The 23,815-nt window shown below is 62.1% G+C and carries 22 protein-coding genes; 7 read left to right on the top strand and 15 right to left on the bottom strand.

Features of this window, described 5'->3' with window-relative positions; all coding sequences use genetic code 11:
• Nucleotides 1-93: 93 nt before the first annotated feature.
• The 6 genes from AC07W7_RS22645 to pmbA form a co-directional block, all read right to left on the bottom strand.
• Nucleotides 94-987 (bottom strand): ZIP family metal transporter, encoded by an 894-nt coding sequence (locus AC07W7_RS22645; protein WP_076963551.1) that lies wholly within the window; start codon nucleotides 985-987, stop codon nucleotides 94-96.
• A gap of 31 nt (nucleotides 988-1,018) precedes the next feature.
• Nucleotides 1,019-1,630 carry a superoxide dismutase gene (locus AC07W7_RS22640; protein ID WP_076963552.1) on the bottom strand — a complete coding sequence of 204 codons (612 nt, stop codon included), beginning with the start codon at nucleotides 1,628-1,630 and terminating at the stop codon, nucleotides 1,019-1,021.
• Nucleotide 1,631: 1 nt separating this feature from the next.
• The gene (locus AC07W7_RS22635) at nucleotides 1,632-2,075 is read right to left on the bottom strand and encodes a DUF2753 family protein (protein WP_099167587.1); all 444 of its coding nucleotides are present in this window, start codon (nucleotides 2,073-2,075) and stop codon (nucleotides 1,632-1,634) included.
• A 27-nt stretch (nucleotides 2,076-2,102) separates the two neighbouring features.
• Nucleotides 2,103-3,479, bottom strand: a complete 1,377-nt coding sequence (locus AC07W7_RS22630; RefSeq protein ID WP_169866082.1) for a class II fumarate hydratase — start codon at nucleotides 3,477-3,479, stop codon at nucleotides 2,103-2,105.
• Nucleotides 3,472-3,867 carry a FagA protein gene (locus tag AC07W7_RS22625; protein ID WP_076963555.1) on the bottom strand — a complete coding sequence of 132 codons (396 nt, stop codon included), beginning with the start codon at nucleotides 3,865-3,867 and terminating at the stop codon, nucleotides 3,472-3,474. Before AC07W7_RS22625 ends, AC07W7_RS22630 begins: the two co-directional genes overlap by 8 nt.
• Before the next feature lie 152 nt (nucleotides 3,868-4,019).
• On the bottom strand, nucleotides 4,020-5,366 hold the full coding sequence (pmbA, locus tag AC07W7_RS22620; protein WP_197882036.1) for a metalloprotease PmbA: 1,347 nt from the start codon (nucleotides 5,364-5,366) through the stop codon (nucleotides 4,020-4,022).
• Nucleotides 5,367-5,474: 108 nt separating this feature from the next.
• Here pmbA and yjgA point away from each other — a divergent pair, with 108 nt between their 5' ends.
• Entirely contained in the window at nucleotides 5,475-5,996 is a 522-nt protein-coding gene (yjgA, locus tag AC07W7_RS22615) for a ribosome biogenesis factor YjgA (protein WP_029291815.1), read from the top strand.
• A gap of 45 nt (nucleotides 5,997-6,041) precedes the next feature.
• On the opposite strand, the gene tldD is transcribed toward yjgA, so the two are convergent.
• The 8 genes from tldD to mreB form a co-directional block, all read right to left on the bottom strand.
• A complete protein-coding gene (gene tldD, locus AC07W7_RS22610; RefSeq protein ID WP_076964012.1) occupies nucleotides 6,042-7,484 on the bottom strand; it encodes a metalloprotease TldD in 1,443 nt (480 codons plus the stop codon).
• 16 nt (nucleotides 7,485-7,500) lie between these two features.
• The gene (locus AC07W7_RS22605; RefSeq protein WP_495040170.1) at nucleotides 7,501-8,349 is read right to left on the bottom strand and encodes a carbon-nitrogen hydrolase family protein; all 849 of its coding nucleotides are present in this window, start codon (nucleotides 8,347-8,349) and stop codon (nucleotides 7,501-7,503) included.
• Nucleotides 8,350-8,397: 48 nt separating this feature from the next.
• Nucleotides 8,398-12,213, bottom strand: a complete 3,816-nt coding sequence (locus tag AC07W7_RS22600) for a YhdP family protein (protein ID WP_495040169.1) — start codon at nucleotides 12,211-12,213, stop codon at nucleotides 8,398-8,400.
• 75 nt (nucleotides 12,214-12,288) lie between these two features.
• On the bottom strand, nucleotides 12,289-13,746 hold the full coding sequence (gene rng / locus AC07W7_RS22595) for a ribonuclease G (RefSeq protein WP_076964015.1): 1,458 nt from the start codon (nucleotides 13,744-13,746) through the stop codon (nucleotides 12,289-12,291).
• Between the two features lie 69 nt (nucleotides 13,747-13,815).
• Nucleotides 13,816-14,412, bottom strand: a complete 597-nt coding sequence (locus tag AC07W7_RS22590; RefSeq protein ID WP_495040168.1) for a Maf family protein — start codon at nucleotides 14,410-14,412, stop codon at nucleotides 13,816-13,818.
• Between the two features lie 50 nt (nucleotides 14,413-14,462).
• Complete coding sequence (gene mreD, locus AC07W7_RS22585; RefSeq protein WP_029291827.1) at nucleotides 14,463-14,951, bottom strand: rod shape-determining protein MreD; 489 nt, start codon at nucleotides 14,949-14,951, stop codon at nucleotides 14,463-14,465.
• Nucleotides 14,951-16,024 (bottom strand): rod shape-determining protein MreC, encoded by a 1,074-nt coding sequence (gene mreC / locus AC07W7_RS22580; protein WP_197882073.1) that lies wholly within the window; start codon nucleotides 16,022-16,024, stop codon nucleotides 14,951-14,953. Before mreC ends, mreD begins: the two co-directional genes overlap by 1 nt.
• A 139-nt stretch (nucleotides 16,025-16,163) precedes the next feature.
• Complete coding sequence (mreB, locus tag AC07W7_RS22575) at nucleotides 16,164-17,201, bottom strand: rod shape-determining protein MreB (RefSeq protein WP_002555108.1); 1,038 nt, start codon at nucleotides 17,199-17,201, stop codon at nucleotides 16,164-16,166.
• Between the two features lie 210 nt (nucleotides 17,202-17,411).
• Here mreB and gatC point away from each other — a divergent pair, with 210 nt between their 5' ends.
• From gatC to AC07W7_RS22545, 6 genes are all read left to right on the top strand, one after another.
• Nucleotides 17,412-17,699, top strand: a complete 288-nt coding sequence (gatC, locus tag AC07W7_RS22570; protein ID WP_003216077.1) for an Asp-tRNA(Asn)/Glu-tRNA(Gln) amidotransferase subunit GatC — start codon at nucleotides 17,412-17,414, stop codon at nucleotides 17,697-17,699.
• Between the two features lie 16 nt (nucleotides 17,700-17,715).
• The gene (gene gatA, locus AC07W7_RS22565; protein ID WP_076964018.1) at nucleotides 17,716-19,167 is read left to right on the top strand and encodes an Asp-tRNA(Asn)/Glu-tRNA(Gln) amidotransferase subunit GatA; all 1,452 of its coding nucleotides are present in this window, start codon (nucleotides 17,716-17,718) and stop codon (nucleotides 19,165-19,167) included.
• Nucleotides 19,168-19,177: 10 nt separating this feature from the next.
• Nucleotides 19,178-20,623 carry an Asp-tRNA(Asn)/Glu-tRNA(Gln) amidotransferase subunit GatB gene (gene gatB, locus AC07W7_RS22560; protein ID WP_495040167.1) on the top strand — a complete coding sequence of 482 codons (1,446 nt, stop codon included), beginning with the start codon at nucleotides 19,178-19,180 and terminating at the stop codon, nucleotides 20,621-20,623.
• Nucleotides 20,624-20,783: 160 nt separating this feature from the next.
• Nucleotides 20,784-21,155: a septal ring lytic transglycosylase RlpA family protein gene (locus tag AC07W7_RS22555; RefSeq protein ID WP_076964020.1), complete on the top strand. Its 372-nt coding sequence runs from the start codon at nucleotides 20,784-20,786 to the stop codon at nucleotides 21,153-21,155.
• Between the two features lie 59 nt (nucleotides 21,156-21,214).
• Complete coding sequence (locus AC07W7_RS22550) at nucleotides 21,215-22,264, top strand: calcium/sodium antiporter (protein ID WP_495040173.1); 1,050 nt, start codon at nucleotides 21,215-21,217, stop codon at nucleotides 22,262-22,264.
• The gene (locus tag AC07W7_RS22545; protein WP_495040166.1) at nucleotides 22,261-22,644 is read left to right on the top strand and encodes a carboxymuconolactone decarboxylase family protein; all 384 of its coding nucleotides are present in this window, start codon (nucleotides 22,261-22,263) and stop codon (nucleotides 22,642-22,644) included. The genes AC07W7_RS22550 and AC07W7_RS22545 overlap by 4 nt, the downstream gene beginning before the upstream one ends.
• Nucleotides 22,645-22,753: 109 nt before the next feature.
• Here the strand turns inward: AC07W7_RS22545 and AC07W7_RS22540 are convergent, their stop codons facing one another.
• Nucleotides 22,754-23,695 (bottom strand): AEC family transporter, encoded by a 942-nt coding sequence (locus AC07W7_RS22540; RefSeq protein WP_076964023.1) that lies wholly within the window; start codon nucleotides 23,693-23,695, stop codon nucleotides 22,754-22,756.
• Between the last annotated feature and the right edge of the window lie 120 nt (nucleotides 23,696-23,815).

The following is a 23,815-nucleotide window of genomic DNA, read 5'->3' as shown; positions in this document are numbered from 1 at the left end:
CTTGCCTGCGATAGCATCACCTCGGTCTAGACGAAAAGCCGAGGTGCCTGCATCGCAGGCAAGCCAGCTCCTACATTGGGTTTGCGCTAGGCATCAGCCCAGCGCTGTATCCATCGCCATCATCAGGCAAAACCCGATGCACAACCCCAGGCTCGCCAGCTTGTCATGCCCATTGCGGCGCGATTCGGGGATCACTTCGTGAGTCACCACCAATAGCATCGCCCCGGCCGCCAGCGCCAGGCCCAAAGGCAGCAGCATCTCGGCCAGGCTCACCAGCCAGGCACAGAGTACGGCAAACACCGGCTCTACCAGCCCGGAGGCCGCCCCAATCATGAAAGCCTTGGCTCGCGACATCCCTGCCCCTGCCAACACCAACGCAATCACCAGCCCTTCCGGCACATCCTGCAAGGCAATGCCCATGGCCAAGCTGTCGGCATCCGGCATGCCACCGCCGGCCGAGACGCCCACCGCCATGCCTTCGGGAATGTTATGGGCAATGATCGCGAACACGAACAGCCAGATGCGCGGCGGGATCACCGGTTTGTCGGGCGTACCGACCAACATGTCCGGGCTGGCCCCGGAGACCTTGCGGTCGACCAGAAACAAGCCAAAAGCGCCCAGCATGATGCCGAAGCTGATCAAGCCACTGGAGGCCCAGGGCGTCAGCCCCAGGTTTTCGGCGGCGGCAATCCCCGGCACGACCAGCGAAAACGCAGTCGCCGCCAGCATCACGCCGGCGCCAAACCCCAGCAATGTATCGCTGACCGCCAACGGCATCCGCCGGATCACCAGGACCGGCACCGCGCCCAACGCCGTGCCCAGGGCGCAGATTGCCCCCCCTTGCAGTGCGCGCAGGATCCGCGGCTCCAGGTTCAGCCAGGCCAGCCCGTGGGCCACCAGCAATGCCGTTCCCGCCAATAGCAGCAGCGAGCCAAATGCATAGCGGAACATTCGTCCGCTGCTGATCGCCAGTGTTTCAGTGCCCATAGTCGGCCTTAGGTCTGGTTATAAGAGGTCATTAAGCGAGGGCAGCCTGGTAGCGTTCAGCGACTTCCGGCCAGTTGATAACACTGTAGAAGGCGTTGATGTATTCAGGACGGCGGTTTTGATAAAGCAGGTAGTAGGCGTGCTCCCACACGTCCAGACCGAGGATCGGCGTATTGCCGCTCATCAACGGGCTGTCCTGGTTGCCACTGCTTTCGACCACCAGGGTCTTGTGCGGGGTCACGCTCAGCCAGGCCCAACCGCTGCCGAAACGGGTCAACGCGGCCTTGGTGAACGCCTCCTTGAAGGCATCAAAACCACCCAGCTGCGTATCAATCGCCTGGCCCAGGGCACCTTCGGGCTTGCCGCCGCCCTTGGGCGACATGACCGCCCAGAACAACGAGTGGTTGGCATGCCCGCCCCCCTGGTTGATCACCGCGGCGCGCAGTTTTTCCGGCAATTGCTGGACGCTGGAGACCAGCTTCTCGATGGGCCAGCCGGCGAACTCGGTGCCTTCGACGGCGGCATTGAGGTTATTGATGTAGGTCTGGTGGTGCTTGGTGTAGTGGATTTCCATGGTTTGCGCATCGATATGCGGTTCCAGGGCATCGTAGGCGTACGGCAAGGCAGGCAAGGTGTAGGACATATCAATGTGCTCCATAAAAAGGGCTGTTGCGGGTCGGCGCACCTGTCTGCGACGTATGGTTGCCCAGCAAGCGATGGGTACGGGGGTACTCGCCGTGATCGCTGATGAAATTCAACAGTTCGACGTAGGTCTTGCTGCTCTGGCGCAAGGCTGCCTCGCGCAAGGCCTGAGGCAGCCGGGTGTCCTGCAGGGTCTGCAGCAAACGCTGGTGAATGGCGCAGAGGTATTCGGCGCTTTCTTCAGGCTGGTTCAGGCGCAGGTGCAGGTCCGCCAGGTTGTGATGGGAAATGACGCAGGCCGCCACCGCCTCGTCGGCATCCCCCCAGCGCTCGAACAACACTTGGGCCAGGGCCAGGGCTTGCAGGTAATGCTCGCGGGCATCCACCAATTCGCCCTGCATAAAGCAGCGATTGGCCCGTTCGATCGTGCGTTTCCAGTGCTCCATGGTGAGCCTCCAAAGCAGGGTCGGTTATTACACGCCACCCGCCGTGAGCTTTTCCGGGTCCAGGAGGACTTCCAGTTGGCTGCGGGGCAGGTCGGTGTGTTCGAGCGCCACATCAATCACCGGCCGGCCTTGTTGATAGGCTTTCTTGGCGATTTCAGCGGCCTTTTGGTAACCAATGATCGGGTTGAGGGCAGTGACCAGGATCGGGTTGCGCGCCAAGGCTTCCTTGAGCTTGGGCTCGTTGACCTTGAAGCTGGCGATGGCCTTGTCCGCCAGCAGGCGGCTGGAGTTGGCCAACAGCTCCAGGCTGCTGAGCAGGTTCTGGGCGATGATCGGCAGCATCACGTTGAGCTCGAAATTGCCGGATTGACCGGCGACCGTGATCACACTGTCATTGCCGATCACCTGGGCCGCGACCATGGCCGTGGCCTCTGGAATCACCGGGTTGACCTTGCCTGGCATGATCGACGACCCCGGTTGCAGGCCTTCAAGCTCGATTTCACCGAGGCCGGCGAGTGGGCCGGAGTTCATCCAGCGCAGGTCGTTGGCGATTTTCATCAGCGATACGGCAATCGCTTTCAACTGGCCGGACACGGCGACCGCGGTGTCCTGGGAGCCAATCAGGGCGAACAGGTTCTTGCCCGGAGTGAACCGCACCTGGGTCAGGCTGCTCAACTGCTGGCTAAAACGTGTAGCAAACTCAGGGTGCGCATTGACCCCGGTCCCCACCGCAGTGCCGCCCTGGGCCAGGGCCTGCAGACTTGGCAGCAGGCCCTGCAAGTGAGCGATATTGGCCTTGAGTTGCTGCGCCCACCCCTCAAGCACCTGGCTCATGCGCACCGGCATGGCGTCCATCAGGTGGGTACGCCCGGTCTTGATGAACGGATGGACCTCTACCGCCTTGCGCTCGATCACCTCAACCAGGTGCAGCAACGCCGGCAACGTCTGCTCATGTAGCACCAATGCGGCGCTGACGTGAATGGTGGTCGGGATGATGTCGTTGCTGCTTTGCCCGCAATTGACGTGGTCGTTGGGGTTGACCGGCTCGCCCAGCAAGCGGCTGGCCAGGGTTGCAATCACTTCATTGGCGTTCATGTTGGAGCTGGTGCCGGAACCGGTCTGGAAGATATCCACCGGGAAATGCTGCATGAAATCGCCTTCTAGCAAGCCTTGGGCGGCGTCGACAATGGCTTTGCCCTGGCTTTCGCTGATCTGCTTGAGATCGACGTTGGCCTTGGCGGCGGCGGCCTTGGCCAGGATCAGGGCGCGGATGAACGGGGCCGGCATGCGCTGGTGGCTGATCGGGAAGTTGTTCACCGCACGCTGGGTTTGCGCGCCATACAACGCGTCGGCCGGTACCAGTAGTTCGCCCATGCTGTCGCGTTCGATACGGGTGTTACTCATCGGAAGATCCTTGCACCAAGTCGGAGTGAGAAATCGAAGGTTGCAGTTCGCAAGTCGCCAATTGCCAGGCAAAGGTCTGCCAGCGTTTGAGGCGGCAGGCGCAGTGCGAAAGGTTTTCCAGGTCGCGCAGCGGGCGCCAGGCCTGGTCCAGGCATGTGGAGCGCCAATGCCAGGGCAAGGCGATATCAGTGGCGGTGTCGATCAGCAGGCAAAACGAGGTCTCGGCGATGGTCCACGGGTGCGTGGCCGTGCAGCAGGCCAGGTAGCGACCTTCGTTCAGGTAATGCTCGATCAGCCGTGGCTCGTCAGGGTTGAGCCCGCAGCGAATCTGACGGCTCATCCAGCGCCAGCTTTCCAGGTAGGGATCCTCGTGCAGGACAGAACTCATGATCCACACTCGCTCGATAATGATATTTATTATTAAATGATATTAAGAATCAAAACAAGCTATCAACCCTATAGCTTTGTCTGCACGGCAATATTCCAGGCAAAAAAAACGCCACCCCAAGGGGTGGCGCTGTTGTGCAGGCGGCGGGGGGCTTAGCTGCCGGCGATGGTCATACGCTCGATCAGCACCGAGCCGGTGCGGATATTGCTGCGCAGTTCCAGATCGTTACCCACGGCGACGATCTGCTTGAACATATCGCGCATATTGCCGGCGATGGTCACTTCCTGGACAGCGAACTGGATTTCGCCATGCTCCACCCAGAAACCTGCGGCACCACGGGAGTAGTCGCCGGTGACCATGTTCAAGCCATGGCCCATCAACTCGGTCACCAGCAAGCCACGGCCCATACGGCGCAACAGCGCCGCCTGGTCTTCATCGCCATGGGTCACGAACAGGTTGTGGACGCCACCGGAGTTGGCGGTACTCGGCAAACCGAGCTTGCGCCCGGCGTAGGTGCCCAGTACGTAGGACACCAACTCGCCCTTCTCGACAAACGGCTTGGCGTAGGTCGCCAGGCCATCGCCATCAAAGGCCGAACTGCCCATGGCGCGCATCAGGTGCGGGCGCTCATCCAGGGTCAACCACTCGGGAAACAACTTCTGGCCCAGTGCACCTTCAAGGAACGACGATTTGCGGTACAGGTTGCCCCCGGAAATCGCCCCCAGGAAGCTGCCGAACAGACCACCTGCCAACTCCGCCGAAAACAGCACCGGCACTTCGCACGTCGGCACCGGGCGCGCGCCCAGGCGGCTCGCGGCCCGCTGCGCGGCGCGTTGGCCGATGCTGGCCGGATCCGCCAACAACTCGCCCTGGCGACTGACGTCATACCAGTAGTCACGCTGCATCTGGCCATCACCCTCGGCGATCATCACGCAGCTCAAGCTATGGCGCGTTGATGCATAGCCGCCGATAAACCCGTGGCTGTTGCCATACACACGGCAACCCTGGTGGGTACTCAAAGTGGTGCCATCGGCATTCTTGATCCGGCTGTCGGCATCAAACGCCGCAGCTTCGCAGGCCAGGGCTTTTTCGATGGCCTGCTCGGGGCTGATATCCCAGGCGTGAAACAGGTCGAAATCTTTCAGATCCCGCGCCATCAAGGCCGCATCTGCCAAACCCGAGGCCTCGTCTTCGGAGGTGTGCCTGGCAATCGCCAGGGCGGCGGCGACGGTTTCGCGAATGGCTTCCGGGCCGCTGGCCGAGGTACTGGCCGAGCCTTTGCGCTGCCCCACATATAAGGTGATGCCAAACCCCTGGTCGCGGTTGAACTCAACGGTTTCCACTTCCCGCTGGCGTACCGAAGTCGACAGCCCCTGCTCCAGCGACACCGCCACTTCACAGGCACTGGCGCCCTGGCGCTTGGCCTCATTGATGATCTGTTCAACTTGTTCCTGCAGTGCCGGTAACGCTTGTGGACCGACGCTTTGGGCTGCACTCATGGTGTTCTCCACTCAAATTCTGCTTTCGGTTAAGGCCATCGAGCGACCGGGCCGGACAAGCGGCCCCCGACTGGTTATCATGGCGGCGTTTCTTTGCGGACTGCCACCATGGTTGATTCTTACGACGACTCCCTCGATGGGGAGAAAAGCAAAACCCAGGTCAAACGCGAGCTGCATGCTCTGGTTGATCTCGGCGAGCGCCTTACAACACTCAAGCCGGACTTGATTGCCAAACTGCCACTGACCGACGAAATGCGCCGGGCCCTGGCAGATGCACCCAAGCACACCGCGAATATCGCGCGTAAACGGCACATCATGTTTATCGGCAAGCTGATGCGCGACCAGGACACTGACGCCATTCTGACCTTGCTCGACCAACTCGATGCTTCCACCCGCCAATACAACGAACGTTTCCATAACCTGGAACGTTGGCGCGACCGCCTGATCGGCGGTGACGACGCTGTATTGGAGAAGTTCGTCCTGGACTATCCAGATGCCGACCGCCAGCAACTGCGCTCCCTGATCCGTCAGGCCCAGCACGAACTGGCACAGAACAAGGCGCCGGCCACCAGCCGTAAAATCTTCAAGTACATCCGTGAGCTGGACGAGACTCAACGCGGCCTGCGTTGATCCTCTTCCCCGGGTGGCGGTCTTCGCCACCCGAAGCTCCACGCCTTACGACCCCGTGCCACCCACGGTGATCGCATCAATTTTCAGGGTTGGCTGGCCGACACCGACCGGCACCGACTGCCCATCCTTGCCACACATGCCCACACCGCTGTCCAGCGCCAGGTCGTTACCGACCATCGACACCTTGCTCATGGCTTCCGGGCCGTTGCCAATCAGGGTGGCGCCCTTGACCGGCGCAGTGATCTTGCCGTCTTCGATCAAATAGGCTTCGCTGGTGGAGAACACGAACTTGCCGCTGGTGATATCCACCTGGCCGCCCCCCAGGTTGGCGCAATAGATCCCACGTTTGACCGAGGCAATGATCTCTGCCGGATCGCTTTCGCCCGCGAGCATGTAGGTATTGGTCATGCGCGGCATCGGCAAATGCGCGTAGGACTCGCGACGACCGTTGCCGGTACGCGCCACACCCATCAGGCGCGCGTTGAGCTTGTCTTGCATATAGCCCTTGAGCACGCCGTTTTCGATCAGCGTGGTGCACTCGGTGGGCGTGCCTTCGTCGTCGACGCTCAGGGAGCCACGGCGACCGGCCAAGGTGCCGTCATCGACGATGGTGCAGAGTTTGGAGGCGACCATTTCGCCCATGCGCCCGCTGTAGGCGGAGCTGCCCTTGCGGTTGAAGTCGCCTTCCAGGCCATGCCCCACCGCTTCATGCAGCAAGACCCCGGACCAGCCCGAACCGAGCACCACCGGCAGCGTACCGGCCGGCGCCGGAATGGCTTCCAGGTTGACCAACGCCTGGCGCAACGCCTCGCGGGCATAGCCCATGGCGCGGTCTTCGGTGAGGAAATAGCGATAATCCGTACGCCCGCCGCCGCCATGGCCGCCGCGCTCGCGACGGCCGTTCTGCTCGACGATCACACTGACATTGAAGCGCACCAGCGGTCGCACATCCGCCGCCAGGCTGCCATCGGTGGAGGCCACCAGGATGCGCTCCCAGACACCGGCCATGCTCACGCTCACCTGCTGGATACGCGGGTCGAGGGCACGGGTTGCGGCATCCACGCGCTTGAGCAGCTCGACCTTTTCGGCACGGCTCATGACTTCCAGCGGGTTGTCCGGGCCGTACAACTGGGTCACGTCCTGGGTACTGAACGCCTGCACGGTGCCGTTCTGCCCGGCACGGGAAATCGAACGCGCCGCGCGGGCGGCCAGGCCCAGGGCTTCCAGGGTGATGGCATTGCTGTAGGCAAAGCCGGTCTTCTCACCGGACTGCGCACGCACGCCAACCCCTTGGTCAAGGTTGAAGCTGCCGTCCTTGACGATCCCGTCTTCCAGGGACCAGGACTCGGAAATCTGCCCCTGGAAATACAGGTCGGCGGCATCAATACCCGGCCCGGCCAGGTCGCCCAGCACGGTTTGCAGACTTTCGATGGTCACGCCACCGGGCGCCAGGAGGTGTTCACTGACTGAGGACAACAACTCGCTCATAGGTTCGGCCTTAAATTCATCGTTCTGAAGCAGGTCGCTGTGCGCCCTGCGAGAAAAAGCGCCGGTGGCCTGCCACCGGCATGCGCGCCCGTATCGACGCTTGTTCACTGCTATCGCGTTCGGCCAACAACACCGCTTCACCTTGATCCTGTTGCGCCAGTACGCGCCCCCATGGGTCGACAATCGCCCCATGACCATAGGTTTCCCGTGGCCCCGGGTGCACGCCACCCTGGGCGGCCGCCAGCAGGTAACACTGGGTTTCGATGGCCCGGGCCCGGATCAGCACATCCCAATGCGCCGCGCCGGTTACCGCCGTAAAGGCCGAGGGCGCGGTAATCAATTCAGCGCCCGCCACACGTAACTCGCTGTACAGCTCCGGGAAGCGCAGGTCATAACAGACCGTCAGCCCCAGGCGCCCCACCGGCGTATCGGCCACCACCACTTGGTTGCCATAAGCATAGTCGTCGGATTCGCGATAACGACCGCGTGCGTCCGCCACGTCCACATCGAACAAATGCAGCTTGTCGTAGCGGGCCACGATTTGCCCCTGCGCGTCGATCAACAACGAGCAGGCGTTGGACTTGGCGTCGGGTTGTTCCAACGCAGGCAACGGCAATGTGCCGGCCACTATCCATAAGTTGAGGTCACGGGCGGCCAGTTTCAACCAGGGCAGGATCGGCCCCTCGCCCACCGCTTCGGCGCGGCCAATAGCGGCCACGTCGCTGCGCCCCATGGCAGCGAAATTTTCCGGCAGGACCGCCAGTTGCGCGCCCCCTGCCGCCGCCTGTTCCAGCAAACGCCGGGCCTGGGCCAGGTTGGCCAGGATATCGCTCTGGCTGACCATCTGGATTACCGCAAAGGACATGGGCCCACACTCCATAAAAAGCATGGGGCCATGCTACTCCACAGGGGCTTATTGTGGTTTTTCAAATGGCTTGTCGAAGGTGATTTTTGGATCTTTCCATGGCCCTTGCACCTTGTACTGGACGCTGGCAAAACGCGAGACCCGATCGCCGATCAGCTTGTCGATCAGGAACAAGGCGCCACCAATGGCCGGCGCGCCTACGATCAACGCGGCAATCGGCAGGTTGTTGGTCACCGGCAGGGTCACCAGCAACTTGGCATCGACCCGGTCGGCCACCAGGTCCAGGGTGCCGTTAAGCTCCAGGTTGCTCGACGGCCCCGTGAGAACAATCGGCTCACGGGTCACAAACACACCATTGCTGGCGGCCAGCAGGCCCTTGACCCGGTCGTAGCTCAGGCCCTTGCCCAGCAGGTCCGAGAAATCCAGGCGCAAACGCCGGCCAATCGAGTTGAAGTTCAGCAGGCCAAACACCCGCAACGCCTGGGCACCGCCCTCCACCTCGACAAACTGCCCCTTGCGGAACGACGCATCCAGGCTGCCGGAAAAACGCTTGGGCCCAACCCACGCAGGCGAACCGGGCCAGCGCCCGTCAACATCCAGATGGAAATCCTGGCTGGTGACCGTGGGCGCAAACCCCCAGCCCTTGAGCACATCGGCGATGTTCTTGCCATCCAGGCGCCCCTTGTACCAACTGCTGCTGGCACCCGGCGCCCCTTCCCAGCCGCCGGCGCCCTTGAGCTGCATGCCCTTGAGGCCCAGGTCGAGGTTGTTGAAGGCCATGCCCTTGGCGGTCGGGCGCACCTTCAGGGACCAGGCGCCAATCAAGTCAGGCCCCTGAAACAACTGGTCAATGGCGATATCCAGCGCCGGAATGTCCTTGGGGTTGATATCTGCCAGGGGATCAGGCGCGTTCTCGTCGGCCTGGACCGTGGGATCGACCGCCGGCAGCTTCACGTATTGCAGATTGATGGCGATAGGCGCGCCCTTGGCATCCGGCAGGCCAATCCCCCCCTTGGCTTGCTGGCTGTCGAGCTGCAGGCCCCAGGCGGCGGGCTTGCGGTCCAGTTTCAGGGTGACCTGGTCGAGTTGGGTACCAAACCCTATCAGCTTGCCGATCTTGAAGTCGGCACTGCTCAACAGTTGTTTGGCATTGCCGCCTGGGTCATTGCCGGCATAGCGGTCGACCAACTTCTTCCAGGGATCGATATCCAGCTCCGACAACACCCCGCGAATCCGCAGGCCTTTGCCTGCGGGCAGCAAGGCATCGCCATCGCCGAGGAACAACTCGCCTCGGCCCTGGGCAAAGTTGTTCGCCGGGGCGGCGAAGGTAAAGTTCGCCAGCTCACCGTAATCAAACCAGTAGCGCCGCTCCGCGCCCTGCAAGGTCATGCGCAATACACTGTCGCGGCCCTGGCTGGCGGGCATGCCAAACGGCGCCGGCAAATCCACCGCCACGCCCTTGAGGTTGGAGCTGACCCGCAACTGGCTGTCGGCACCGTCCAGGTCAAGCTGCAGTTGATACGGGATATCCCCGGACACCGGCAGCGGCTGGCCGACTTTCAGCCAGTCGGTAAGGCGCTTGACCGTCACCTGGCCCTTGGCCGTAACCCGCGTACTGAGATTGCCCGGTTTGCCACCGGCGGCAATCTGCGCCGTGATCGGCCGGTCGAAGGCCTGGGCGCTGATGTTCTGGCCACTCAGGCCCTTGGCGCTGTCGAAGCGGAACTCGCCCTTGAGCTGGCTCAGGTCCAGGGTCGGCTCGGCCAGTTGCAGGCGGGCCTTGTCGGTCTTGAAGTCCACCACGATTTTCGGCTCGGCGCCCTTGGCCAGGGGAATGTCCAGGTCCAGGGAGCCTTGCAGGTCGCCCTCGCCTTTCCAGCCGGCAAACGTCGACGCCGTGCCGATGGGGGCTTCCTGGAGGATCTTCAGACCATCCCCCAGGCCGCCGGCAAACCCGCCCGTGAGCAACAGATGGCTGTCCTGGCCGGGTGGCGCATGGGGAATGTTGACGTAAATGTCCTTGACCCGGGTGTCGAGCAATTGCCCCTTGCTGGCCAGGATGCGCACGCCGGTTTCTTCGACAAACACTTCACCGGCCACCTTGCTCACATGGGGCCAGCCCGGCTGGAACGCCAACTCGGCGTCGTGCACCTTGAAGAACAGGCTGATATTGCGCGCCGCCGTCACGGCGTCGTGGTTCAGCGAACCCTGGTACTGGAAGACCCCTTCATCGACCGCGCCCTTGAGAATCGCCGTGCGCAGCCATTCATCCAGGGCCGGGCTCAACACCGCCGGCAGGTATTTGGCGGTAAAGCGTCCATCGCCGTCGACCATGCCGACCCGCAGATCCATGTAGTCTTCCTGGCTATGATCGAAATGCAGGCGAATCAGGAAGTCCGCCGCGACCTTGCCCTCTTCCCCCAGCACCTTGATATAGGGCGCAATCAGTGTGAAGCCTTGCTTATCCAGCTTCCACGTCAGGCGCGCGTTGGCCTGGATGTACTGCCAGGGCTTGGCGAAAATCGGGTCCAGGTGCAAGGCGAAGTCCTTGCTGTCCATGCGCAGCTCACCCTGGCCCAGGTCGCCGCTGATGCTGCCGGAGACATTGCGGGCCGCCGGCGCGCCGAAATAGGCATCAAAGCCCACGCGGTCGAGGTTGGCGGCAAAGCTGACGCGCTGGTCGCCCGTCTCCTGGGGACGATAATCCACCCGCACATTGCGCAGCACGCCCGTGGCCTTCAAGGCTTCGACAGCCTTGGCAAAACCTTCCGGCAATGGCGCCAGGGCATTGAGCAAGGGGGTGATCGGCGTCAGGTCCAGGCGGTCGGCCTGCAGGTTCCAGGTTTCCTGGCCCTTGTCGCTGGCCAGGGTCTGCTGCAACTGCAGGTGCGACTCCCAGCGGGTGTCGCCCAGGTTCATGGCCAGCGAGTCGAAGACCACCTTCAGGCCGCTGTCATTGCGCTGCAGGTAGGCCGTCAGGCCCAGGTTCTGGATGCTCACGGGTTTGCGCTGGGCATAACGGACCTTGGCTTGCGGTGCGTTGAGCCGCGCGGCGGCGCTTTGCAGCGTGCCATTGGCCCAGGTCAGCCAGAACTCGCCACCGGCTTTCAACTCGCTGAGTTTCCAGCCCTGGGTCAACTTCGCCGGAATCCATTGCGCCCAATTGCTCTGGGGCAGGCTCAGGTAAGCCTGGACTTCACCGTCGCGCCACTGGCTGGCACGGATCCGCGTGCGCAGGCTGAGGGCCAGCGGTTGCCCATCGGGCAGGGTCAGGCGCGCATCCAGGCGCTGGCGAGTGGCACCGGTTTGCAGGCTCAGGCCCACGTAGGTCAAGGTCAACGGCGCTTGCTCAAACGGCTGCAAGGTGACCTGGCTGTCCAGCAGCGAGACCTTCGCCACCGCCTGCATGCGCTGGAGCAGTTGCTCCGGGTCCAGGGGCTGGTCGTCCTGCACCGGCAGGCCTTGCAGTGCCCAACGACCGTCCTGGTCTTCCTTGACGCTGAGCTGCAACCCGCTGACTTCCAGGTGGGCGATGCGCACATCCCACGCCAACAGGCTGGCCCAGACGTCGGGCACCACTTGTACCTGGTCCAGGCGCAAGGCACTGCTGCCTTCGCCGACCATCACATCGTGGGCGAGCAATACCGGGGCAAAACCGCTCCAGCGCCCTTCCAGGCTGCCAATGCTCAGGGGCATATCGACCGCCGCCTGCGCCTTGGCCTCGACTTCGGCACGGTACTCCGCCACCAAGGGTGTCAATTCACGGCCCAGGCTGACGTAGACCGCCGCCAGCACCAGCAGCAATGCACACAGGCCAAGGCCCCAACGGGTCAGTGCGGCAAAAAAGCGTTGCAGACGCTCCATGTCAGGCGACCCTCAAGGTAATAGTCGGACGGCAGATCAAGGTCTGGCGGTCTCGTTGAACAGGACCGATGCGAATCAGAGCAGCACCACGTCGTATTGTTCCTGGGAATACATGGTTTCGACCTGGAAACGGATGGTGCGGCCAATAAAGCCTTCCAATTCCGCAACGTTGCCCGACTCTTCGTCGAGCAACCGGTCCACTACCTTCTGGTTGGCCAGGACTCTATAACCCTCGGCCTGGTAAGCGCGTGCCTCCCGTAGGATTTCCCGGAAAATCTCGTAGCAAACCGTTTCCGGGGTCTTCAACTTGCCGCGCCCCTGGCAACTGCTGCACGGTTCGCACAGCACTTGCTCAAGGCTCTCGCGGGTACGCTTGCGGGTCATCTGCACCAGGCCCAACTCGGTGATCCCGATAATGTTGGTCTTGGCGTGATCGCGCTCCAGTTGCTTTTCAAGGGTGCGCAACACCTGGCGCTGGTGCTCTTCATCTTCCATGTCGATAAAGTCGATGATGATGATCCCGCCCAGGTTGCGCAGGCGCAGCTGGCGGGCAATGGCAGTGGCAGCTTCGAGGTTGGTCTTGAAGATGGTTTCTTCAAGGTTGCGATGGCCGACGAAGGCGCCGGTGTTGACGTCAATGGTGCTCATGGCTTCCGCCGGGTCCACCACCAGGTAGCCACCGGACTTGAGCGGCACCTTGCGCTCCAGGGCCTTCTGGATTTCGTCCTCGACGCCGTACAAGTCGAAAATCGGCCGCTCGCCGGGGTAGTGTTCCAGGCGGTCGGCGATTTCCGGCATCAGTTCGGCGACAAATTGCGTGGTGCGCTGGAAGGTTTCCCGCGAATCGATGCGAATTTTCTCGATCTTCGGGCTGACCAGGTCGCGCAGGGTGCGCAGGGCCAGGCCCAGGTCTTCGTAGATGACACTCGGCGCGCCGACGGTCTTGATCTGGGCACCGATCTGGTCCCACAGGCGCCGCAGGTAGCGGATGTCCATAAGGATCTCATCGGCTCCGGCGCCCTCGGCGGCGGTACGCAGGATGAAGCCGCCCGCTTCCTTGATGCCCTCGGCCGCCACGCAATCGCTGACAACTTTTTTCAGGCGCTCACGCTCACCTTCGTCTTCGATCTTCAGGGAAATGCCAACGTGGGCGGTGCGCGGCATATACACCAGGTAACGCGAAGGAATCGACAACTGCGTGGTCAGGCGCGCGCCCTTGGAACCGATCGGGTCCTTGGTGACTTGCACCACCAGGCCCTGCCCTTCATGCACCAGGGCGCTGATGCTCTCGACCGCCGGGCCTTCGCGCAGGGAGATTTCCGAGGCGTGGATAAATGCGGCACGGTCCAGGCCGATATCGACAAAGGCCGCCTGCATGCCCGGTAGCACCCGCACGACCTTGCCTTTGTAGATATTGCCGACAATCCCGCGCTTCTGGGTGCGCTCGACGTGCACTTCCTGCAAAACACCGTTTTCTACCACCGCCACGCGCGATTCCATCGGCGTGATGTTGATCAGAATCTCTTCACTCATGGCTGGGTCTCGTTCAGGCGTTTTCACAATAGTGGCCGATCGCTTAAAGGTGGCGCTGGAATAAAGCGTTCAGCGCACGCAAAGGTGTTGCCAACAGGGTATGCCGAAATGGCCCAGCAGTTCTGCTGTTTCGCAGACTGGCAGGCCAACGACTGCGGAGTAGCTACCATTGAGCCCGGCGACAAATACTGCCGCCAACCCTTGGATAGCATAGCCGCCCGCCTTGTCCCGGGGTTCCCCGCTGTGCCAGTAAGTCGTTGCTTCGTGTGTGGAAACCTGGCGAAAACGCACGCGACTGCTGACCAGGCGCGTTTCGCAGCGCTGTCCATCGAGCAGGGCAATGGCGGTGAGGACTTCGTGTTCACGATCAGAAAGGGCCAACAGCATGGCCAGGGCATCGGCCTGGTCCACGGGTTTGCCCAGGATCCGGCCATCGAGGATAACGGCGGTATCGGCGCCCAACACGCAGGCATTGCGGGTATCGACCAATGTCGCCAGGCCTGCGGCGGCTTTGCCACGGGCCAGGCGCTCGACGTAGGACGCCGGCGACTCGTCGTCCAGGGGTGTTTCATCGATGGCCGCGTTGACCACGATGAACGGCACGCCGATCTGGGTCAGCAGTTCACGCCGCCGAGGAGAGCCAGAGGCCAGATAAAGCGCATGCATTGCAGACTCTCCCTGTGGGTTCGATAACCAGGTAGAGCCTCGCGCCCCACTCAATTGATTTTATAGCGGCGACGTAACCCACGCAGGCCAAAGCTGATCCATGGCCACAGCAGCGCGCTGACCAGGGCCGGCAAGACCAGCGCCAGGGTGGGTTGGCGGTTACCGGTCAAGGCACTGAGCCACAGTTGCACCAACTGGGCCAGGCCGAAGATCACCAGGATCACCAGGCACTGCTGCCACATCGGGAACATGCGCAGGCGTTGCTGCAACGACAGCACCAGGAAGGTAATCAGCGTGAGAATCAAGGCGTTCTGGCCAAGCAGCGTGCCATACATCACGTCTTCAGCCAGCCCCAGGCACATGGCCGTGACCATCCCGACCTTGTGCGGCAAGGCCAGGGCCCAGAAGGCCAGTAGCAGGGCCAGCCACAGCGGGCGCAGGATTTCCATGAACTGCGGCATCGGCGAAACGCTGAGCAGCATGCCGATGGCGAAGGTCAACCAGACCATCCAGCCATTGCGCGAATGAGTACCGGCCATTATTGCGCCCCCTGTCGAGTGGTTGCCGGCGCCGGAGCCGTCGCCGCTGGCTTGACTGGCCGAGCAGGTTGGGCCACCGGTCTGGCAGGTGTTGCCGTAGTGGGCGCGGCGGGTGCAACCGGGGCCGCCACTGGCGCTGCCGGGGCCGCCGGTTTGGGTACGGTTGCCGGGATAATCGGCGTGGTGGCGCCGTCTTGTTTTTCCTGCGCTTCCTGGGCCTGGGCGGCTTCGTTGGCACGTTCTTCCGGCGTGCGTGTGTCACTGAACACCAGCAACAGGTAGCGGCTACGGTTCAGCGCAGCCGTGGGCACGGCGCGGACAATCGCGAACGGCTGGCCGGAATCGTGGATCACTTCCTTGACCGTCGCCACCGGATAGCCCGCCGGGAACCGCTGGCCGAGGCCGGAGCTGACCAGCAGGTCGCCTTCCTTGATGTCGGCGGTGTCCGCCACATGCCGCAGCTCCAGGCGCTCCGGGTTGCCCGTGCCACTGGCAATCGCCCGCAGGCCATTGCGGTTGACCTGCACCGGAATGCTGTGGGTGGTGTCGGTCAGTAGCAGCACACGGGAGGTATAGGGCATCAACTCCACCACCTGGCCCATCAGGCCACGGGCATCGAGCACCGGCTGGCCCAGGACCACGCCATCACGCTCACCCTTGTTGATGATGATGCGGTGGGTGAAGGGGTTGGGGTCCATGCCGATCAACTCGGCCACTTCGACCTTTTCGTTGACCAACGCGGACGAGTTGAGCAACTCGCGCAGCCGCACGTTCTGCTCGGTCAGGGCCGCCAGCTTTTGCATGCGCCCCTGCAACAGCAGGTTTTCGGTCTTGAGTTTTTCGTTCTCAGCCACCAGTTCGGTACGGCTGCCAAACTGGCTGGCCACACCTTGCCATAGCCGTTGCGGCAGGTCGGTGATCCAGTAGGACTGCATCAAGACCAGCGACATCTGGCTACGCACTGGCTTGAGCAGTGTGAAACGGGCATCGACCACCATCAGCGCGACCGATAGCACGACCAGCACCAACAAACGCACGCCCAATGAGGGGCCTTTAGTGAAGAGCGGTTTAATAGGCCGCTCCTCCCGGGCAGATATTCTCTTTATTCATACGGCATCAAACCGGCCTGGATGCAGATTGAAGAAGATAAACGCCAACAGGCAGCACTGCAAAGTGCTGCCTGCCTGGCGAAACATGGCGCAACCAACGAGCTTATTCGCTGGAGAGCAGGTCCATGGTGTGTTTATCCATCATTTCCAGTGCACGACCACCACCGCGGGCAACGCAGGTCAGCGGGTCTTCGGCAACGATCACCGGCAGACCGGTTTCCTGGGCCAGCAGCTTGTCGAGGTCGCGCAGCAAGGCGCCACCACCGGTCAGCACCAGGCCACGCTCGGCGATATCGGAAGCCAGTTCCGGCGGCGACTGCTCCAGCGCGCTTTTGACCGCCTGAACGATGGTGGCCAGGGACTCTTGCAGAGCTTCCAGCACTTCATTGGAGTTCAGGGTAAAGGCACGTGGCACGCCTTCGGCCAGGTTGCGACCGCGAACATCGACTTCGCGCACTTCGCCGCCCGGGTAAGCGGTGCCGATTTCCTGCTTGATGCGTTCGGCGGTGGATTCGCCGATCAGGCTGCCGTAGTTACGACGCACATACGTGATGATCGCTTCGTCGAAGCGGTCGCCGCCCACACGCACGGACTCGGCATACACCACGCCATTGAGGGAAATCAGGGCGATCTCGGTAGTACCACCACCGATATCCACCACCATCGAACCGCGCGCCTCTTCAACCGGCAGGCCGGCGCCGATGGCAGCCGCCATTGGCTCTTCGATCAGGAACACTTCGCGGGCACCGGCGCCAAGGGCCGATTCACGGATGGCGCGACGCTCCACCTGGGTGGATTTGCACGGTACGCAGATCAGCACACGAGGGCTGGGCTGCAGGAAACTGTTTTCGTGAACTTTGTTGATGAAGTACTGCAGCATCTTCTCGCAGACGCTGAAGTCGGCGATCACGCCGTCTTTCATCGGACGAATGGCGGCAATGTTGCCAGGTGTACGGCCGAGCATGCGCTTGGCCTCGGTGCCCACGGCAACGACACTTTTCTGATTACCATGGGTCCGAATGGCCACAACCGATGGCTCATTCAGGACGATACCGCGCTCGCGCACGTAAATAAGGGTGTTGGCAGTGCCCAGGTCGATGGAAAGATCGCTGGAAAACATGCCACGCAGTTTCTTGAACATGGGAAAGGGACCCTAGGCAACGCGTGGGTAAAAAAGTGCGGCAAACTCTAACAACGACAGGGATTTTGGGCAAGGCGCCAATGTGCTAAATTGACCGACTTTCTGTGCACCTAACCCCACAATCGCGGCCTTATGACCGTAGAAATGCGGTAGTGTTCCGACAATCTAACACACGGATAGCTTCCGTTCTGTTTTCCACTGGAGAATCCCATGGCGCTTGAACGCTCCGACGTGGAAAAAATCGCTCATCTGGCCTGCCTGGGCCTCAATGAAGCCGATCTTCCACAGACCACCGCAGCCCTGAACAGCATTCTCGGGCTGGTCGACCAGATGCAAGCGGTGAATACCGACGGCATCGAACCCCTGGCCCACCCACTGGAAGCCAGCCAGCGCCTGCGCGCAGACGTCGTGACCGAACGCAATAACCGCGAGGCCTACCAGTCCATCGCACCTGCGGTCGAGAACGGCCTGTACCTGGTTCCGAAAGTCATCGACTAAAGGGAAAGAGCCTGCAATGCATCAATTGACTCTGGCCGAGATCGCCCGCGGTCTCGCCGACAAAAAGTTTTCTTCCGAAGAGCTGACCACGACCCTGCTGGCGCGTATCGCCGCGCTGGACCCGAAGGTCAACAGCTTCATCAGCCTCACCGAAGAGCTGGCCCTTAGCCAGGCCAAGGCCGCCGACGCCCGTCGCGCCAACGGTGAAAGCGGCGCGCTGCTGGGTGCGCCAATCGGTCACAAGGACCTGTTCTGCACCCAGGGCATCCGCACCAGCTGTGGCTCGAAGATGCTCGACAACTTCAAGGCACCCTACGACGCCACCGTGGTCGCCAAGCTGGCCGAAGCCGGGGCCGTGACCCTGGGCAAGACCAACATGGACGAATTCGCCATGGGCTCGGCCAACGAATCGAGCTACTACGGCGCGGTGAAAAACCCGTGGAACCTGGAACATGTACCCGGTGGTTCGTCCGGTGGCTCGGCTGCCGCCGTGGCCGCCCGCCTGCTGCCGGCCGCTACAGCCACCGATACCGGCGGTTCGATCCGCCAGCCCGCCGCCTTCACCAACCTCACCGGCCTGAAACCGACCTACGGGCGTGTTTCCCGCTGGGGCATGATTGCCTACGCGTCCAGCCTCGACCAAGGCGGCCCCCTGGCCCGCACCGCCGAAGACTGCGCAATATTGTTACAAGGCATGGCCGGCTTCGACGCCAAGGACTCCACCAGCATCGACGAACCGGTGCCGGACTACAGCGCCAGCCTCAACACCTCGCTTAAAGGCCTGCGCATCGGCGTGCCGAAAGAGTATTTCAGCGCCGGCCTCGACCCGCGTATCGCCGAGCTGGTGCATAACAGCGTCAAGGAACTGGAAAAGCTCGGCGCCGTGATCAAGGAAATCAGCCTGCCGAACAACCAGCACGCGATCCCTGCGTACTACGTGATCGCCCCGGCCGAAGCCTCGTCGAACCTATCGCGCTTCGACGGCGTGCGTTTCGGCTACCGCTGCGAAGACCCGAAAGACCTCACCGACCTGTACAAACGCTCCCGTGGCGAAGGTTTCGGCGTGGAAGTGCAGCGCCGCATCATGGTCGGCGCCTACGCCCTGTCGGCCGGTTACTACGATGCGTACTACCTCAAGGCGCAAAAGATCCGACGCCTGATCAAGAACGACTTCATGGCCGCCTTTAATGAAGTCGACGTGATCCTCGGCCCGACCACGCCGAACCCGGCCTGGAAGATCGGTGCCAAGACCGGCGACCCGATCGCCGAGTACCTGGAAGACCTCTACACCATCACCGCCAACCTCGCGGGCTTGCCGGGCTTGTCCATGCCTGCCGGTTTCGTCGACGGGCTGCCGGTGGGCGTGCAGTTGCTCGCCCCGTATTTCCAGGAAGGCCGCCTGCTCAATGTGGCGCACCAGTACCAGTTGAACACTGACTGGCACACTCGCACCCCTACCGGCTTCTGAGGAGAACACTATGCAATGGGAAGTTGTGATCGGGCTGGAGATTCACACCCAGCTCGCCACCCGATCGAAGATTTTCTCCGGTAGCGCCACCACGTTCGGCGCAGAACCCAACACCCAGGCCAGCCTGGTCGATCTGGGCATGCCTGGCGTCTTGCCAGTACTGAACCAGGAAGCGGTGCGCATGGCGGTGATGTTCGGCCTGGCGATTGACGCCCAGATCGGCCAGCACAACGTGTTTGCGCGCAAGAACTACTTCTACCCGGACCTGCCCAAGGGCTACCAGATCAGCCAGATGGAGTTGCCGATTGTCGGCAAGGGCTACCTGGATATCCCCCTGGAAGACGGCACGATCAAACGTGTCGGCGTGACCCGCGCGCACCTGGAAGAAGATGCCGGCAAGAGCCTGCATGAAGAATTCAACGGCGCCAGCGGCATCGACCTGAACCGCGCCGGCACGCCGCTGCTGGAGATCGTGTCCGAGCCGGATATGCGCAGCGCCAAGGAAGCCGTGGCCTACGTCAAGACCATCCACGCGCTGGTGCGCTACCTGGGCATCTGCGACGGCAACATGGCCGAAGGTTCCCTGCGTTGCGACTGCAACGTGTCGGTACGGCCAAAAGGCCAGGTCGAGTACGGCACCCGCTGCGAGATCAAGAACGTCAACTCGTTCCGCTTCATCGAAAAGGCGATCAACACCGAAGTGCGGCGCCAGATCGAATTGATCGAAGACGGCGGCAAGGTGATCCAGCAGACCCGCCTGTACGACCCGAACAAGGACGAAACCCGCGCCATGCGCAGCAAGGAGGAAGCCAACGACTACCGTTACTTCCCCGACCCGGACCTGCTGCCGGTGGTCATCGAGGATTCGTTCCTCAATGACGTGCGCGCCACCCTGCCGGAATTGCCACCGCAAAAACGCGAGCGCTTCCAGGCGCAGTTCGGTCTGTCGGTATATGACGCCAGCGTCCTGGCGTCGAGCCGTGAGCAAGCCGACTACTTTGAAAAAGTCGTGAGCATTGCAGGTGACGCCAAGTTGGCGGCCAACTGGGTCATGGTCGAACTGGGCAGCCTGTTGAACAAACAGGGCCTGGAAATCGACGAAGCCCCGGTCTCGGCCGAACAACTGGGCGGCATGTTGCTGCGCATCAAGGACAACACCATCTCCGGCAAAATCGCCAAGACCGTGTTTGAGGCCATGGCCAGCGGTGAAGGCAACGCCGACGAGATCATCGAAAAGCGCGGCCTCAAGCAAGTCACCGACAGCGGCGCGATCTCGGCCGTGCTCGATGAAATGCTGGCGGCCAACGCCGAGCAGGTCGAACAGTACCGCGCAGCCGATGAAGCCAAGCGCGGCAAGATGTTCGGCTTCTTTGTGGGCCAGGCGATGAAGGCCTCCAAAGGCAAGGCCAACCCGCAACAGGTCAACGAATTGCTCAAGAGCAAGCTCGAAGGCTGATAGCAATGAATGGTCCGAGCTGGATTTTACTTGCGACTCGGACCCCATGTGGGAGCGGGCTTGCTCGCGATGGCGGAGTGTCAGTCAATGTATTTGGCGACTGATTCACCGCTATCGCGAGCAAGCCCGCTCCCACATTTGTAATGGGGACACCTTGAAAATGAAGCGTCTACTCGGCCTCTGCGCCCTGTTCTCCCTGCTCACCGGCTGCGCCAGTGGCCTGGTCGACCCCAACGGCTACGACGAAACCGGCACCGCGTCCTACTACGGCGCCAAGCACCACGGCAAGAAAACCGCCAGCGGTGAACCCTTCAACCAACACGCCCTGACCGCCGCCCACCGGCGCCTGCCATTCGGTACGCGGGTGCAGGTCACCAACCTGGCCAATGACAAATCCGTGGTGGTGCGCATCAATGATCGCGGCCCGCATACCCGTGGCCGGCTGATCGATCTTTCACGCAAGGCTGCCGAGCAGTTGGGTATGCTGCGCAGCGGAACCGCGCGCGTGCGCGTGCAAGCCCTGAGCAACTGACTGACGGAGCCCTGACCATTTTCGGATTAAGCGCCCTTTCGCCCATCAGCCTGATTGAACTGATCGGCGGCCTGTTGCTGCTGATTGCCGGCGCCCAAGTGCTGGTACGCGCCGCCGTGCGCCTGGCCGCCAGCCTCAAGGTCAGGCCGCTGATCATTGGCTTGAGTATCGTGGCCTTTGGCAGCAGCGCGCCGCAAATCGCCGTCAGCCTGCAGGCCACCCTGGCGGGCAATACCGATATTGCCGTGGGCAGCGTGATCGGCAGCAGCATCTTCAATATCCTCGTGACCCTGGGCCTGTCGGCGCTGATCATTCCCCTGCGCGTGTCGCGGCAACTGGTGCGCCTGGATATCCCGGTGATGATCGGCGCCAGCCTGCTGCTGTTTACTCTCGCCAGCGATGAACAACTGACCCCCATTGACGGCCTGACCTTGCTCGCGGCCCTGCTCGCCTACCTCGGCCTGTTGCTGTACCAGACCCGCCATTCACGCCGCCCACGCACCCGGGCCACGGTCGTGCAGGCGCCCTGGCTGAGCAGTTTGCTATGGATGCTCGGCGGGCTCGTGCTGCTGGTGCTCGCCGGGCATCTGGTGCTGGGAGCCGCAGTGGACGTGGCCAGCGACCTGGGCCTGTCCGAGCGGGTGATCGGCCTGACCATCGTCGCCGTCAGCACCTCCCTGCCGTGCCTCGCCACCTCGCTGATTGCCGCCCTGCGCGGCGAGCGGGAAATTGCGGTGGGCAACGTGATCGGCAGCAATCTGTTCAACCTGTTGGGGGTGCTGGGTTTTACCGCACTGGTGGCGCCGTCGCCCTTGTCGGTGTCGCCCAACGCCCTGGATTTCGACCTGCCGGTAATGCTCGGTGTTGTCGCGTTGTGCCTGCCGGTGTTCTACACCGGCTACCGCATCACCCGCGCCGAAGGCTTGCTGCTGCTGGGCCTGTACCTGGCGTACGGGCTGCATGTGGTGTCCTTCACCACCGGCATGCCGCTGGCCAACAAGCTGGAACAACTGATGCTGTATTACGTCCTGCCAGCGCTGGTGGCTTTCCTGCTGCTCACCTCGCTGCGAGCCTGGCGCCGCCAACACCACAAGAGGGAATCGCAATGACCGATCAACCGAAATCCGGCGTGCAAATGCGTCGCCAGGTCATGGGTGATGAATTTGTCGACCGCGCGTTGGGCAATGCCACCGAGTTCACCCAGCCACTGCAGGACTTCGTCAACGAACATGCCTGGGGCGGGGTGTGGAACCGTGAAGGCCTGCCGCTGAAGACCCGCAGCCTGATCACCCTCGCGGCCTTGACCGCCTTGAAGTGCCCGCAGGAACTCAAGGGCCATGTGCGCGGCGCGCTGAACAATGGCTGTACGGTCGAAGAGATTCGCGAGGCGCTGCTGCACTGCGCGGTGTATGCCGGCGTGCCGGCGGCGATTGATGCGTTCCGGGCGGCGCAGGAAGTGATTGAGGCGTATCAGGCAGACCCGCAGTGACTGTTAGATTGCTATCGCGGGCAAGCCCGCTCCCACACTTGAAGGTGTTCACCGCTCAAAATGTGGGAGCGGGCTTGCCCGCGATTGGCCCTAAAGAACACGACTGATTTCAGATCCAGCCACCCGCCTGCAACACGAAAATCCCGATATTGGTGGTCAGCGCCGCCATCAGTGTGGTGATCACGATAATCGCCGCCGCCAACTCATGGTTGCCCTGGGCCGCACGGGCCATGACAAAACTGGCAGCGGCCGTCGGCGCGCCGAAATACAAAAACAGGATCCCCAATTCCGGCCCGCGGAACCCGTACAGCCACGCGCCGGCAGTCGCCAACAGGGGCAGCCAGATCATCTTCATCAGGCTGGCGCTCAGGGCAATGTCGCCGCTTTTACGCAGGGCAGCCATGGACAAGGTGCCGCCGATGCAGATCAACGCCAATGGCAATGTGGTATCTGCCAGGTATTGCCCGGACTTTTCCAGCCAGCCGGGCAAGCCAATCTGGAAATACGCGAAGGGCGTGGCCGCAATCACGCTGATGATCAATGGGTTGGCCAGCACGCTTTTGCAGATACTCCACGGATCGGACTTGATCACCGGGCTGTAGACCGCCAGCACGATGGTCGACAAGGTGTTGTAGAACAGGATCACCAGGGCGGCGAGGATCGCGCCAAGGGAAATCCCGTAGTCGCCGTACATACTGGCCGCCAGTGCCAGGCCAATCACCCCGTTGTTACCGCGAAACGCACCCTGGGCATAAATGCCCCGGTCCTCACGCGGGCAACGGAAAATCGCCCAGCCCCAGGCCAGGGCAAAGCCGACCAACGTCGCAACAGAGAAATAGATCAGCAGGGCAGGCTTGAGCGCCGAGTGCAGGTCGGCGTGCAGAATCCCCAGAAACAGCAACGCCGGCATGGTGACGTTGAACACCAGGGCCGATGCAGTGTGGATAAAGTTGTCGTTGATCCAGTTGATGCGCTTGAGCAAGGCCCCCAGGAACAGCATGGCAAACACCGGGGCGGTGATGGTCAGGGTTTGCAGGAAGATTGCCAGCATGCCGGGGAGAACCTTGGGTGAGCGTCGGTAGGTGGCTAATGATAAGCCATACAGCCAAGCGCCGCCTGAGAGAGCGCTTTCGCGAGCAAGCCCGCTCCCACATTTTGACCGTATTCCTAC

It is taken from the genome of Pseudomonas sp. GW821-FHT01D09 (assembly GCF_059422465.1).
This window is presented reverse-complemented; position numbering and strand designations above follow the sequence as displayed.